Here is a 13,958-nt window from a genome sequence, read left to right as displayed (position 1 = left end):
GGCAGGTGGGCTCTCCGGCGGGACGCCGACGAGGCGAGGCGCTGCGCGCGGGCGCGTCCGGGTTTCCGGGCCTCGTCCGCCCCGCCGGCCGCTGACCGCCTCGCCGGAACCGGCACCCGCCGCGGCGAGACGTACCGGAGTCAGCGGAACCTCCCGGGGTTGTGGGCGCGTTCGGGGCCGTCCAGGGCGCGGGCGCGATGGACGATGAGGTTGACGGAACCGCGGTCGCGTTCGAGGTGGCCGGCGAGGAGGACGGCCGGGGCTTCGAGGACCGCCCGCCGGCTGCGTTCCCAGACCGGCGGCGAGAACACGAGATTGATCATGCCGGTCTCGTCTTCCAGCGCGCCGAAGACGACGCCCTTGGCGGTGGGCGGGCGCTGGATGTACTTGGCGAGACCGCCGACGACGATGCGGGCGTGGTCGGCCAGGCGCCGGGCCTCCCGGGCGGGGACGGCGCCGCGGCGGGCGAGTTCGGGGCGCAGGTGCTCGGCGGGGTGGTGGGCGGCGCTGGCCCCGGTGGCGGCCAGGTCGGCGGCGGTGGCGTCGGCCGCCGTCAGGGCGGGCAGGGCGGGGGCCGGGGCGAGGTCGTCCATGCCGGGGAGGACGGGCTGGGTCTCGCCGGCGTAGGCGCCGGCGGACCACAGTGCGGTACGGCGGTCGCCGCCGAAGCGGTCGAAGGCGCCGGCGATCGCCAGGTGCTCCATCAGCCGGGCGGACAGCCGGGCCCGGCGCGCGACGTCGGCCGGGCTCCGGAAGGGGCCGGTGCCACGTGCGGCGAGGATGCGCTCGGCGACGTCCTCGCTGACGCCGGTCACGCTGGTCAGGCCGCGGCGGATCGCGGGCCGGCGGTCGGGCCACGCCTCCTGCGCCGGCCGGGGTTCGAGCGTGGCGTGCACGCCGGAGCGGGTGATGTCGACGCCGCGGACCTCGATGCCGTGGTGCTTGGCGTCCTGGATGAGGGTCTGGGAGTCGTAGAAGCCCATGGGCAGATGCGCCATGATCGCTGCCAGGAGGGCGTGCGGGTAGTGGTGTTTGATCCAGGCGCTGGCGTAGATGATCCCGGCCATCGACTGGGCGTGGGACTGCGGGAAGCCGTAGTCGCTGAACGCCTCGATCATGCCGACGATCTTCTCGGCGGCCGGGCGGTCGATGCCGTTGGCGGCCATGCCGGCGAAGAGCCGGCCGCGCAGGGCGGCGACCTTCTCCGGGGCGTGTTTGGCGGCCATCGCCTTACGCAGACGGTCCGCCTCGCCGGGGGTGAAGCCGGCGCAGTCGATGGCCAGGGCCATGGCCTGTTCCTGCCAGAGAGCGACGCCCAGGGTCTTGGACAGGGCCGGCTCGGCGAGCGGGTGGGGGTAGGTGACGGGTTCCTCACCGCGGCGGCGGCGCAGGTAGGGGTGCTTCGAGCCGGCCTGGATCGGGCCGGGCCGGATGATCGACGCGGCGACGGCGAGGTCGTCGAACGTCTTCGGCACCAGTTGGGGCAGGGTGCTGACCTGAGCGCGGCTCTCGGCCTGGAAGACCCCGATCGTCCGCCCGGCCGCGATCATGGCGTAGACGTCGGGGTCGTCCTGGGGGATGGAGGCCATGCCGAGGTGCACGCCGTGGTGTTCGGCGATCAGGTCGCAGGCGGTATGCAGGGCGGCGAGCATGCCGAGCCCGAGAATGTCGATCTTCAGCAGTCCGGCGGCGGCGACGTCGTCCTTGTCGCCCTGCAGGACGGAGCGGCCTTCGCGGGTGGCCCACTCCACCGGCATGATCTCGCCGATGGGCTGGCGGGTGAGCACCATGCCGCCGACGTGGATGCCCAGATGGCGGGGCAGGGTGTGCAGCTGCGCCGCCAGCTCGCGGACGTCGTCGGGGACGTCCAGCTCGGGGCCCGGGGGTTCGTGGTGGATGTGCCGGGTCATCTCGGAGATGCGGGCCGCCGGATAGCCCAGGGCGCGGGCGGCGTCCCTGACGGAGAGCCGGGGCTGGTAGGTGATCAGGTTCGCGACCTGCGCGGCGTGATCGCGGCCGTAACGGGTGTAGAGGTACTGGATCACTTCCTCCCGCCTGTCGTTCTCGAAGTCGATGTCGATGTCCGGGTCGGCCTTCTCCGCGTGCAGGAACCGTTCGAACAGCAGGCCGTGGCGCAGCGCGTCGACGGAGGTGATGCCGAGGGCGTAGCAGACCACGGAGGAGGCGGCGCTGCCGCGGCCCTGGCACCAGATGGACTGCTCGGTGGCGAACCGGACGATGTCCCAGCAGATGAGGAAGTACCCGGCCATCCCCAGCTCGGCGATCACCGTCAACTCGTGATCGAGCTGCTTCCAGGCGGCTGCCGCGGCCGGCTCGGCGCGTGGCCCGTAACGGCGCGTGCAGCCCTCTTCGGCCAGCCGGCGGAGATAGCCGTCCGGGGTGTGGCCGGCGGGTACGTCGAAGTCGGGCAGCTGCGGACGCAGCCGGTCGAGGGCGACGACGCTGTGGCGCGCCAGGTCGACAGCGGTGGCGACGGCATCGGGATAGCGCGACATCAGGGTGGCCATCTCCGCGGCGGTGCGCAGATGCGCCGCGGGCGCCGGCGGCAGGTGCCCGGCGGCGGTGTCGAGGTCCTGGCGGCGGTGCAGTGCGGCCAGGGCGGCGGCCAGCCGTGCGCCGCGGGGAGCCGCGTACCGGACGGCGTTCGAGGCCACGACCGGCAGCCTGCGGCGCTGCGCGGCGGCGTGGAGGGCGTCGTTGCGCGGTCCGTCTTCGGGCAGGCGGTGGTCGACGAGTTCGACGTGGAGATGCTGAGGGCCGAACAGCTCGACGAGCTGGCCCAGCCGGGCGTCGGTGGCCGGGGCGTCGTAGGCGGCGTCACCTGTGGCGGGGCAGCCGGTGAGGACGGCCCACTCGCCCTCCCGGGCGGCGGCGGACAACCCGTCGAGGTCGTAGACCGGGGCGCCCTTGGCGCCGGCGAGCTGACCGGCGCTGATCGCGGCGGACAGGCGGGTGAAGCCGAGCAGGCTGCGGGCGAGCACCACCACGGGGCCCAGCCCCTGACCGAGGGTGAGCTCGGCGCCGTAGACGGTGCCCACGCCGTGCTCGGCGGCGGCCTCGGCGAAGCGGCGCGCGGCGTACAGGCCGTCGGTATCGGTGATCGCCATGATCTCGATGCCGAGCCGGCCCGCCTCGGCCACCAGGTCTTCCGGGTGGCTGGCGCCGGTGAGGAAGCTGCTGGCGGAGTGCACGTGCAGCTCCGCCCAGCCCCCGCCGACCGGTGCGCTCGGGGCGTACGGCGTGGGAAAGCGCAGGACGCGACCCCTCGCGTCAGCCATACTGCCCATCGCGTCAGCCATACAGCGCCTCCACCCCCCAGGCGCCGCCTTCGATGCGCAGCAGCCAGGCCCGCCCGTCCGCGCAGGCGACCTGCAGCCGCGCCAGCCGCCGGGCCCGGGCGGGGATCCACCACTCCTCCAGCGCCGGCCACGGTCCGGTCCAGCCCGTGATCGCCACCGGTGCGGTGCCGTCGACCGACAGTGCCGCCGGCGGCTGGGTGAGCAGGGTGCGTCCGGAGACCCCGACCTGGGTGCCGTCCGCCGCGTACAGGCGCGCCGGGCGCGGGGTGGGGTAGACCACCGCCGGATGCGGGGCCGGCAGCCGCCCGGGCCACGGCCCCTCGACCATCGGCCTGGTGCGGGCGTCACCGTAGGGGATGCGGGTGATCCGGTCGGCCGGGCCGCGGCCGCCCGCCAGCTCGTGGCGTACTACGGCCCGGTGGCCGAGCATCGCCTGCAGCTGGCCTGCCGCGCGCTCCAGCTCCTCCGGTGCGATCCCGGGGCCGAACAGGAGCGTCTGCCGGCCGGTGGCGGCCGACAGCCCCTCCGGCACCAGCCGCAGCGCGGTGATCCCGGCGAGGTCCGCAAGCTGCCCGGTCCCGGCCCAGGCGGCGAGCTGCCAGCGCACCCGCTCGGCGACCGCCAGGGCGGAGAGCCGCCCTTCGTGCCGCCACCACCGGCCCAGGCTCCGCCCGTCGGCCAGCCGCACCTCCACCTGCAGCCGGGCGCACACCGCGCCCGCCCGTGCGAGGCGGGCATGGAGCTGTTCGGCGAGGTTCTTGGCGATGAAGGCGACCGGCTCGATGTTCTCCTCGGCCGGCTCGAACGCCTGCGCCACGCTGTGGTCCCGCTCCGCACCCGCGGCGTTCAGCGGCCGGGCCTCCAGACCGCGCGCGGTCCGCTGAGCGGCAGCGGCGTCGTGCCCGAACCGTGCCAGCACCCGTTCGGACGGCAGCGCGGCGAACGCGCCGAGGGTGGCGATGCCCAACCGGGGCAGCAGCTGCGTCAGCCGCGGACGGCCCAGCACCCCCACCGGGTACGGCGCGAGGAAGGCGGCGGTCTCCCCGGCGGGTACCAGCACCCCGGCCCGTACCGCGAGGGCGGAGGCAAGGACGCTGTCCGCCGCCCCGGTCCGCGCCGCGTGGCCCGCGGCTTCGAGGACGGCGATGGTCTGCTCGGCCAGCCGCTCCTCGCCGCCGAAATAGCGGGCCGGCCCGCGGGCCGGCAGCACGACCAGCCCGGGCCGCAGCACCTCCATCCGCGGGGCGATACGTTTCTCCAGCAACCGCAGCACCGGCTCGAACGCCCGGACCTCGGCCGCGCCGTCCCGGTCGACCAGCCGCAGCTCCCGGCTGCGTCCGGACGCCTGCCGCACCCGCATCCCGCGACGCACCCCCTGCCGCCGGGCCGCGGAGGAACAGGCCACCACCCGCTCCCGGGCGATCACCGCCACCGGCTCCCCCTCCTCCGCACCCGCGGCCACCACCGGCCAGTCCGGGCACCAAATCGAGAAAGATCGCATGTCACACCTCCCGCAAAGCCCGGTCCCGAGGCCGGCGCGGCCACGTAGCGCCAGAATCGGATATTTGTTCGATACGGGCAAGGTGGCCAGCCGGGACTCATGTGGCCGACGGCGGGCCGGCATCGCCGGCCGATCCAACTGGCCGTCGTGCGGGTGCTGTTGGCAGGGGGGTGTCCCGGGGGTGTGGCGGACCACGCAAATCGAACGCGTCCGGTACGGCCGGCGGCTGGGGCGGCCGGTCTTCCGGCGGCAGGGCTACGGGCGTGCCGTGGCGGCGAGCGAGCCGAGGAGCGCGAGTGCCTCGCTGCTGGGCGAGGCGGGCTCGGCGTGGTAGACGACGAGTTCCTGGCCGGGGGCCGAGCGGACATCGAAGGTCTGCATGGTCAGGGTGAGCCGGCCGACGTCGCGGTGGGCGAAGCGCTTGCGTTCCAGCGCCTTGCCCCGGGCGTCGTGGCGGGCCCAGAGGTCGGCGAACTCGGGGCTGGCCTCCAGCAGTTCGGTGAGCACCTGGCGTATCCGCGGATCGTCGGGCGCCGCGCCGTGGCCGAGGCGGAAGCCGGCCACGGAGTTGCGCGCGACGTCGTGCCAGTCGCGGTAGAAGGCGCGGGCGGCCGGGTCGGTGAACACGACGTGCATGAGGTTGCGCGAGTGCGTCCAGCCGTGGAAGAGCGCGTCGGCGATGGCGTTGGAGGCGAGGACGTCGTACGCGCGGTTGTAGACGATCGCCGGGTTGTGCGGCCAGGTGTCCATGAGGGCCAGCAGGCTCGGCTCCACCCTGTCCGGTACGGCGGCGGCGCGGGCGCGCGGGCCGAGTCCCGCCAGCCGGAACAGGTGCAGGCGGCCGTCGTCGTCCAGCCGCAGGGCCGCGGCCAGGGCGTCGAGCACCTGCGCGGAGGGCGTACGCTCCCGGCCCTGCTCCAGGCGTATGTAGTAGTCGGCGCTGACCCCGGCGAGCAGAGCCACCTCCTCGCGCCGCAGCCCGGGCACCCGGCGGTGCCCGGTGGCGGGGAGGTTCACGTCGCCCGGGGTGACGTCGGCGCGGCGGGCGGAGAGGTAGGCGCCGAGTTCGGAGCGTGCCATACCGCCATGCTAGGACCGGGACCGGCCGTCCTGCCTGGGTGCGCTGCACCCAGGAGAACGCCGCCTCTCCCGCGGGTGCCCCGGCCGGGCCAGCCTTGGGGCCATGACTACATCCCCCCACCTCGCCACCGTCCCCGCCGCCTGGGACCTCACCGGACGGGTGGCCGTCGTGACCGGAGCCGCCCGCGGCATCGGCCACGCCACCGCCGCGCTCCTGCGCGCCCGCGGCGCCCGACTGGTCGTCACCGACCGCTCCGAAGCCGTCGAAGAACTCGCCGCGAAGGACCCCGACAACATCGCCGCCCTCGTCGGCGACGTCGCCGACGAGGACCTCGCCCGCGCCACCGCGGCGCTCGCGACCAGCCGCTTCGGCTCGCTGGACATCCTGGTCAACAACGCCGGCCGCACCCTGAACAAGCTGGTCACCGAGACCACCGCCGAGGACTTCGACGCCATCCTGCGCGTCAACGCCCGCGGCAACTTCGTCCAGGCCCGCGAGGCGTTCCGCGCCATGGAGGCCGGTGGCACGGGCGGGGCGATCGTCTCGATCGCCTCCGTCTCCTCGCTCGTCGCCTTCGCCACGCAGACCGCCTACGCCGCGTCGAAGGGCGCCCTGGCCCAGATCACCCGGGTACTGGCCATCGAGGGCGGCCCCAAGGGCATCCGCTCCAACGCCGTGCTCCCCGGGGTCGTCGACACCGACATCATGGAGGGCGTCGTCGACAACGGCCGCGAGATGCTCGCGTCGTTCGGCCCGGCCCACCCCATCGGCCGGATCGGGCACCCCGAGGAGGTCGCGGAGGCCGTCGCCTTCCTCGCCTCCGACGCGGCCTCCTTCGTCACCGGCGCGCTCCTGACCGTCGACGGCGGCTGGACCGCCCAGTGACGACCGCCCGCGGCGGCATGATGACGACTCTTTGAGAGGACGGGGTGCGGCCGGCGCTGCGCGGCGCCTTCGTGGCGGCCTACACCGGACGCGAGGCACTGCGGTGCGCGTTCTCGTACTACCGGGCCATGCCGGAGAGTGCGGCGCAGATCGGGAAGGCCGTGGCGGCGGCCCGGCTGACCGTGCCGACCCTGGCGATCGGCGCACACCCTGTCGGCGCGGCGCTGGAGCGGTAGCTCCGGCCGATCGCCGACGACCTCACAGGCCACCTCATCCGGGACAGCGGCCACATCATTCCGCTGCACCGGCCGCGTGAACTGCTCGCAGTACTGGCTCCCTTCCTGGGACGGTGAACTCGACCACCGGACGAGCCGTGCCGTCGGGGCCGGGCAACCACACCTCGACCCGCCGCTGCCGCGAAGCCGCACCCCGCCCGGTGATCGTCAGCTGGGCGCGGCGGCCGGAGAGCAGGCCGAAACCACTGCCCAGCCCCTCCCAGGACGCCTGCGTCACCTGCAACCGCACCCCGGCCCCGGGCCAGTCCTGCCAGGTCAGCAGCAGCGCACCGCTGCGCCGCAGTCGGGCGGCGATGCGGCGGCCGGTGCGCGCGCCGACATGGCCGACCGGGCCGAGCAGGACCACCGGGGCGGCCTCACACACCATCGCCAGCACCTCCGGCCACCGCCGGCCCGGCTCCTCCACGCTCAACCCGCACGCCAGATCCAGCCCGGCATCCACCGCCGCGAGCGCGCCGAGCTGCGGCAGCCCCACCGCTGCCCACGCCCCGCCGTCCGCCGCGGCCTCGGCGGCCAACGCGATCAGCAGCGGCAGGTCGCCGCCGGTGCTCACCACCTCGCCGCGCGGCAGGCGACCGCCCGGGAAGAGCCCGGACAGCGACTCGGGCGCCTCCAGGCCCCCCTGGTCACCAGGCGAAACGACATGCATGAACATATGTTCGATTGCTTGGGCGGGAAATGCAAGCGGGTGGGGCGTGACGTGTGTCAGCTCCCCAGGGCGCGCTTGAGGATCTTGCCCATGTCGTTGCGGGGGAGGGCGTCGAGGAAGTGGACGGTACGGGGCCGCTTGTGCGGCGCCAGGTGGTCGGCCACGTACGACGCCAGTTCCGCGGCGGACGGCGGCGCGCCCTCCGGAACCGGGACCACCCAGGCGACGATGCGCTCGCCCAGGTCCGGGTCCGGCTCGCCGGTCACCGCGGCCTCGGCGACGGCCGGGTGCTCCAGCAGCGCGTTCTCGATCTCCCCGGCGCCGATCTTGTAGCCGCCGGACTTGATGAGGTCGGTGGCGCGGCGGCCGACGATGCGGTAGCGGCCGGCCGCGTCCCGTACCGCCATGTCGCCGGTGCGGAACCAGCCGTCGCGGAACGCCGCCGCCGTCGCCTCGGGGCGGTTGAGGTAGCCGGTGAACAGGTTCGGGCCGCGGACCTCGATCTCGCCCACCGTCTCCCCGTCGTACGCGGTGAGTTCGGCCCCCGCGTCGTCGACGAGCCGGGTGGCGACGGAGGGCAGGGGCACGCCGACGCTGCCGGTGGCATCCGGGTCGTCGGGGCGGACGCTGGTGTTCATCAGTGTCTCCGTCATGCCGTAGCGCTCCACGACCCGGCGGCCGGTCGCCGCGGTGAGCCGCCGGTGGTCCGCCACCGGCAGCGCGGCGGAGCCCGAGACGAGCAGCCGGGCGCGGGCGAGGGAGGCGGCCAGCCGCGTACCGGAAGGGGCGCCGTCGAGGGCGTCGGCCAGCCGGTGGTACATCGTCGGCACCCCGAACAGCATCGTGCCGCCCGCGTCCAGCGCCGCCGCCACCGTCTCGGGCGCGAAGCGGCCCACGTGGTGCACGGCGCCGCCGTGGCGCAGCGGGCCCAGCACGCCGAGGACCAGCCCGTGGACGTGGAACAGCGGCAGCGCGTGCACCACCGTGTCGCGCTCTGTCCAGCCCCAGACCTCCGCGAGGTCGTCGAGGGTCGCGGCCAGCGCCCGCTGCGACAGCACGACGCCCTTGGGCGGGCCCGTCGTACCGGAGGTGTAGACGACGAGCGCGGCGGTCTCCGGCCCGGAGCCGGAGGCGGCCGGTGCGGAGGCCGCCGACGGGGTGGCGGCCGGTGCGGAGGCCGGCGGCGTGGCCGGCACCTCCACGTGCACCCGCTCGACCCCCGCCAGCGCCTCCGGCAGCTCCGCACCCGGCGCCGCCAGCACCAGCTCCGGCCCGCTGTCCGCCACGATGTGCGCCAGCTCCCGCACCCCGATACGCGGGTTGAGCGGCACCGCCGCCACGCCCGCCGTCAGCGCCGCCGTCACCGCCACCGCGGTCGCCGGCTCCGGCGTCGCCCAGACCGCCACCCGCCGGGCGCCCGCGATCCGCCGGGCGACGGCGTCCGCCGCCGCGGCCAGCCCGCCGTACGTCAGCACGGTGCCGCCGAAGCGCAGCGCGACCCGCTCCGGCGCGGTGCGCAGTGCGGGGAACAGCTCCCACGAGGCCCGCGCGTCTCGCAGCGTTCCGGACTCCCGCGACGTCCTCGCTTCCCGCGCCCCCCGCGCCCCCCGCGCCTTCCCTGTTTCCCGCATCTCCACGACGCCCGCTCTCCTCCCCCTCGGCCCTCCGCGGGTGCGCTGCCGTCGCGCGCCCGCGGAGGGCACCGTAACCCGCCGCCGGGGTGCGCGGCCGGTTTTCGACCTTCGCGCACACCGAAACACCGCGCCGCTCGCCGGGCCATATCGGCCCGGCGAGCGGCGCGGTGTCCGCCGTCCTCAGCCCAGTGGGCGAAAGCGCCGCAGCCGGAGGCTGTTGGCGACCACCGAGACGGACGAGAAGGCCATCGCGGCGCCGGCGAGCATGGGGTTGAGCAGGCCCGCGGCGGCGAGGGGGAGGGCCGCGACGTTGTAGCCGAAGGCCCAGACGAGGTTGGTCTTGATGGTGCCCAGGGTGGAGCGGGCGAGCCGGATGGCGTCCGGCGCGGCCCGCAGGTCGCCGGTGACCAGGGTCAGGTCGGCGGCCTCGATGGCGGCGTCGGTGCCGGTGCCGATGGCCAGCCCCAGGTCGGCCTGGGCGAGGGCGGCGGCGTCGTTGACGCCGTCCCCGACCATGGCGACGGTACGCCCCTGGGCCTGCAGCCGCTTGACGGCGTCGACCTTGTCCTCGGGGAGGACCTCGGCGATGACCTCGTCGATGCCGACCTCGGCGGCGACGGTCTTCGCGACGGCCGTGTTGTCGCCGGTGAGCAGGATCGGGGTCAGACCCAGGTCCCGCAGCCGGGCGATGGCCTGCGCGCTGGTGGGTTTGACCGCGTCGGCGACCTCCAGCAGGGCGCGGGCCTCGCCGTCCCAGGCGACCGCGATCGCGGTGCGCCCGGCCTTCTCCGACCGGTCCTTGGCCTCGGCGAGTCCGGCGGGCAGCGGCATCGCCCACTCCGCGAGGAGCTGCTGCCGGCCGACGAGGACCGCGTGTCCGTCGACCACGCCCTGGACGCCGAGCCCGGGCACGTTGGCGAAGTCCTCGGGCGCCGGCAGCGTACCGAGGCGTTCGCTCGCCGCCGCGGCCACCGCCTGGGCGATGGGGTGCTCCGAGGCGTGCTCCAGCGCACCCGCGAGCCGCAGCACCGTCTCCTCGTCCTCGCCGTCCGCGGTGTGCAGGGCGTGCAGGGTCATGGTGCCGGTGGTGACCGTGCCGGTCTTGTCCAGGACGACGGTGTCGACCTTGCGGGTCGACTCCAGGACCTCGGGGCCCTTGATGAGGATGCCGAGCTGGGCACCGCGGCCGGTGCCGACCATGAGGGCGATCGGAGTGGCCAGGCCGAGGGCGCAGGGGCAGGCGATGATCAGCACGGCGACCGCGGCGGTGAACGCGGCGGCCATCCCGTCGCCCGTACCGAGCCAGAACCCCAGCGTCCCCAGGGACAGCGCGATGACGATGGGGACGAAGACGCCGGAGATGCGGTCGGCGAGCCGCTGCACGGCGGCCTTGCCGTTCTGGGCGTCCTCGACCAGCCGGGCCATCCGCGCCAGCTGCGTGTCCGAGCCGACCCGGGTGGCCTCGACGACCAGCCGGCCGCCGGCGTTGACGGTGGCGCCGGTGACGGCGTCGCCCACGGCGACCTCCACCGGCACGGACTCGCCGGTGAGCATGGAGGTATCCACGGCGGAGGCGCCTTCGACGACGGTGCCGTCGGTGGCGATCTTCTCGCCGGGCCGGACCACGAAGCGGTCCCCGACCGCCAGCCGGTCCACGGGGACCCGCTCCTCGCGGCCGTCCCGCAGGACCGCGACCTCCTTGGCGCCCAGCTCCAGCAGCGCGCGCAGCGCCGCGCCCGCCTTCCGCTTGGACTTGGTCTCGAAGTACCGCCCGGCGAGGATGAACGTCGTCACGCCGGCGGCGGCTTCGAGGTAGATGTTGCCGGAGCCGTCGCTGCGGGCGATGGTCAGCTCGAAGGGGTGGGTCATCCCGGGCTCGCCCGCGGTGCCGAAGAACAGCGCCCACAGCGACCAGAGGAACGCCGCCGTCGTACCGCCCGAGATCAGCGTGTCCATGGTGACGGCGCCGTGCCGGGCGTTGGTCCAGGCGGCCCGGTGGAACGGCCAGGCGCCCCAGACGACCACCGGCGCGGCCAGCGTGAGCGAGAGCCACTGCCAGTACTCGAACTGCAGGGCGGGCGCCATCGCCATGGCCACCACCGGCACGGACAGCGCCAGGGAGCCGAAGAGCCGCTGCCGCAGCGTCCGCAGTTCGTCGGGCGGCCCCTGGCCGTCGCCCTCGCCGCCCCCGCCGCCGTCCGTCCCGTCGCCCGCGGCCGGTCCGGCGGCGGGTGCGGGCGGGGCGGCGGTGTAGCCGGTACGTTCGACGGTGGCGATGAGGTCGCCGACGGCCACGCCGTCCTCGTACGACACCTTGGCCTTCTCGGTGGCGTAGTTGACGGTGGCCTCGACGCCCTCCATGCGGTTGAGCTTCTTCTCGATCCGTGCGGCACAAGAGGCGCAGGTCATGCCGCCGATCGCGAGTTCGACCTCGGCTGTCCTGCCTGGCGTGGTGGTGGTCATCACTGCTCCTTGTGTCGCAATACCCCTAGGGGGTATTAGTCCTTCGGCTCCATGTATACCCCTGAGCCGTATCGAATGCAAGTGCCGACCTCGCTTGACTGGATACCCCTAGGGGGTATTATGACGAGTATCGAGGCCGGTCGCAACGACGGGCCGACCGAGAGGAGCGAGCGATGAACACCGCAGCCAGAGCCGGACTCTTCGCGGGCGTGCTGGCCGTCGCGTTCAGCGGGGCGTACGGGGTCGGCAGCGCCGTAGGGCCCGTGAACGACGGCGACCCCGCCCCGGCCCACGGCGGACACGCCGCGGGCGACGAGGGGGAGAAGAAGGAGAAGGGAGGCGGGCACGAGGAGGACACCGGCCCCGCCGCGGGCGGACTCCAGCTCTCCGAGTCGGGCTACACGCTCGACCTGGACACCGAGCGCATCGATGCCCGCAGCCGCACCGAGCTGCGCTTCGCCGTGCGCGACGCGGACGGCGAGCCCGTGACCTCGTACCAGCGGGAGCACGGCAAGGAGCTGCACCTGATCGTCGCCTCCCGCGACCTCGGCACGTACCGCCACCTCCACCCGGTCCGCGACGGCGAGGGCACCTGGAGCACGCCGGTCAAGCTGCCGAAGGCCGGTGACTACCGCGTCTTCGCCGACTTCGTGCCCACCGGCGGCCCCGAGAACGGTCTGACCCTCGGCAGCGACCTCGCCGTCGCCGGCGACTACGGCCCGGCGTCGCTGCCCGAGGCGAAGCCGACCGCGACCGTCGACGGGTACGAGGTGACGCTCGACGGCGGCCTCACGCCCGGCTCCGCGCGGGACGTGGAGTTCACGGTCGAGAAGGACGGCAAGCCGGTCACCGACCTGCAGCCGTACCTCGGCGCGTACGGGCACCTGGTCGCGCTGCGCGCCGGCGACCTGGCGTACCTGCACGTCCACCCGAACGGGGAGCCCGGCGACGGCAGCACGGAGCCCGGCCCCGAGGTGGCCTTCTCCGCGACCGCGCCCAGCACCGGTTCGTACCGCCTCTTCCTCGACTTCAAGCACGAGGGCGAGGTGCGCACGGCGGCCTTCACCGTCAGCGCGGAAGGCGGGGACGCGCCCGCCGAGGAGAGCGGGACGAGCGAGGAGGGCGGTGACGGTCACGAGCACTGACGGCCGTGGTAGACCTGCTGCATGCGCAGCAGGAAAGCCCTCGTCCGCCGCCCCGGACCGCGTCTCGCCGAGGGCCTGGTCACGCACATCGCACGCACGCCCGTCGATGCCGACCGGGCCCTCGCGCAGTGGCGGTCCTACGTCGCCGCCCTCGAACTGCACGGCTGGGAGACCGCCGAGGTCGAGCCCGCCGACGACTGCCCGGACGCCGTCTTCGTCGAGGACACGGTGGTGATCTACAAGAACGTCGCCCTCGTCACCCGCCCCGGCGCCGACTCCCGCAGGCCGGAGACCCGCGGCGTCGAGGACGCCGTGAGCCGCATGCGCTGCTCCGTGAACCACGTCCGCGAGCCCGGCACCCTCGACGGCGGCGACGTGCTCAAGGCCGGCGACACGATCTACGTGGGCCGCGGCGGCCGTACCAACGCCGAGGGCGTCCGACAGCTCCGCGCCTGCTTCGAGCCGCTCGGCGCCCGCGTCGTGGCCGTCCCGGTCACCAACGTGCTGCACCTGAAATCCGGCATCACCGCCCTGCCCGACGGCACCTTCACCACCCACCCCGGGCTGGTCGACGAACCGGCGCTCTTCCCCGGCCGCATCGAGGTGCCGGAGGCCGCCGGGGCGTACGTCGTCCTGCTCGGCGGCGGCGCGCTGCTGATGGCGGCGAGCGCACCGCGGACGGCCGCCCTGTACGAGGACCTGGGCTACACGCCGGTGCCGGTGGACATCGGCGAGTTCGAGAAGCTCGAAGGCTCGGTGACGTGCCTGTCGGTGCGGATGCGCGGCCTGTACGACTGACGGCGCGGGGTGCCGCGGCGGGGCGCGGGTGCGGCGGCGGGCAGGTGCGGAACCGCCGGGCCGGCGCTCGTACGCCGAGGCCGGTGGCTCCGCACCGCGGCCGGTCCGCGCGTACACCGCCGGGACGGTGACCGCGGCAGCCGACCCGGGCGCCCGGGGAGCGCCCCGGGCGCGCGGGGGCGGTCC

9 protein-coding genes and 1 pseudogene are annotated in these 13,958 nt (G+C 74.8%); 4 read left to right on the top strand and 6 right to left on the bottom strand.

From position 1 onward, the window contains the following. Positions 1-140: 140 nt before the first annotated feature. The 3 genes from T328_RS31415 to T328_RS31405 all read right to left on the bottom strand — a co-directional run bounded on the left by T328_RS31415 (position 141) and on the right by T328_RS31405 (position 5,901). A complete protein-coding gene (locus tag T328_RS31415) occupies positions 141-3,299 on the bottom strand; it encodes an error-prone DNA polymerase (RefSeq protein WP_496499626.1) in 3,159 nt (1,052 codons plus the stop codon). A 13-nt stretch (positions 3,300-3,312) separates the two neighbouring features. After that, positions 3,313-4,821, bottom strand: a complete 1,509-nt coding sequence (locus T328_RS31410) for a DNA polymerase Y family protein (protein WP_496499625.1) — start codon at positions 4,819-4,821, stop codon at positions 3,313-3,315. 255 nt (positions 4,822-5,076) lie between these two features. Next, positions 5,077-5,901, bottom strand: coding sequence for a helix-turn-helix domain-containing protein (locus T328_RS31405; protein WP_496499624.1), 825 nt, complete (start codon positions 5,899-5,901; stop codon positions 5,077-5,079). A 103-nt stretch (positions 5,902-6,004) separates the two neighbouring features. On the opposite strand from T328_RS31405, the gene T328_RS31400 reads away from it, so the two are divergent. Both T328_RS31400 and T328_RS31395 read left to right on the top strand, forming a co-directional pair. After that, a complete protein-coding gene (locus tag T328_RS31400; RefSeq protein WP_496499623.1) occupies positions 6,005-6,787 on the top strand; it encodes an SDR family NAD(P)-dependent oxidoreductase in 783 nt (260 codons plus the stop codon). Positions 6,788-6,825: 38 nt separating this feature from the next. After that, positions 6,826-7,140 (top strand): annotated as a pseudogene (locus T328_RS31395) (alpha/beta fold hydrolase family protein); the annotation flags it as partial. Here the strand turns inward: T328_RS31395 and imuA' are convergent. The 3 genes from imuA' to T328_RS31380 all read right to left on the bottom strand — a co-directional run bounded on the left by imuA' (position 7,079) and on the right by T328_RS31380 (position 11,829). Further along, a complete protein-coding gene (gene imuA', locus T328_RS31390) occupies positions 7,079-7,732 on the bottom strand; it encodes a DnaE2-dependent mutagenesis accessory factor ImuA' (protein ID WP_496499622.1) in 654 nt (217 codons plus the stop codon). The pseudogene T328_RS31395 and the gene imuA' sit on opposite strands and share 62 nt — an antisense overlap. A gap of 56 nt (positions 7,733-7,788) precedes the next feature. Then, the gene (locus T328_RS31385; protein WP_496499675.1) at positions 7,789-9,363 is read right to left on the bottom strand and encodes an AMP-binding protein; all 1,575 of its coding nucleotides are present in this window, start codon (positions 9,361-9,363) and stop codon (positions 7,789-7,791) included. Positions 9,364-9,546: 183 nt separating this feature from the next. After that, positions 9,547-11,829, bottom strand: coding sequence for a heavy metal translocating P-type ATPase (locus T328_RS31380; RefSeq protein WP_496499621.1), 2,283 nt, complete (start codon positions 11,827-11,829; stop codon positions 9,547-9,549). A gap of 173 nt (positions 11,830-12,002) precedes the next feature. On the opposite strand from T328_RS31380, the gene T328_RS31375 reads away from it, so the two are divergent. Continuing rightward, positions 12,003-12,974 (top strand): DUF8832 domain-containing protein, encoded by a 972-nt coding sequence (locus tag T328_RS31375; RefSeq protein WP_496499620.1) that lies wholly within the window; start codon positions 12,003-12,005, stop codon positions 12,972-12,974. A gap of 21 nt (positions 12,975-12,995) precedes the next feature. Further along, on the top strand, positions 12,996-13,772 hold the full coding sequence (gene ddaH, locus T328_RS31370; protein ID WP_496499619.1) for a dimethylargininase: 777 nt from the start codon (positions 12,996-12,998) through the stop codon (positions 13,770-13,772). Positions 13,773-13,958: the final 186 nt, after the last annotated feature.

It is taken from the genome of Streptomyces sp. CNX435, from assembly GCF_059570575.1.
Note: the sequence above shows the minus strand (reverse complement) of the source record. Positions and strands in the feature narration are given on the sequence as shown.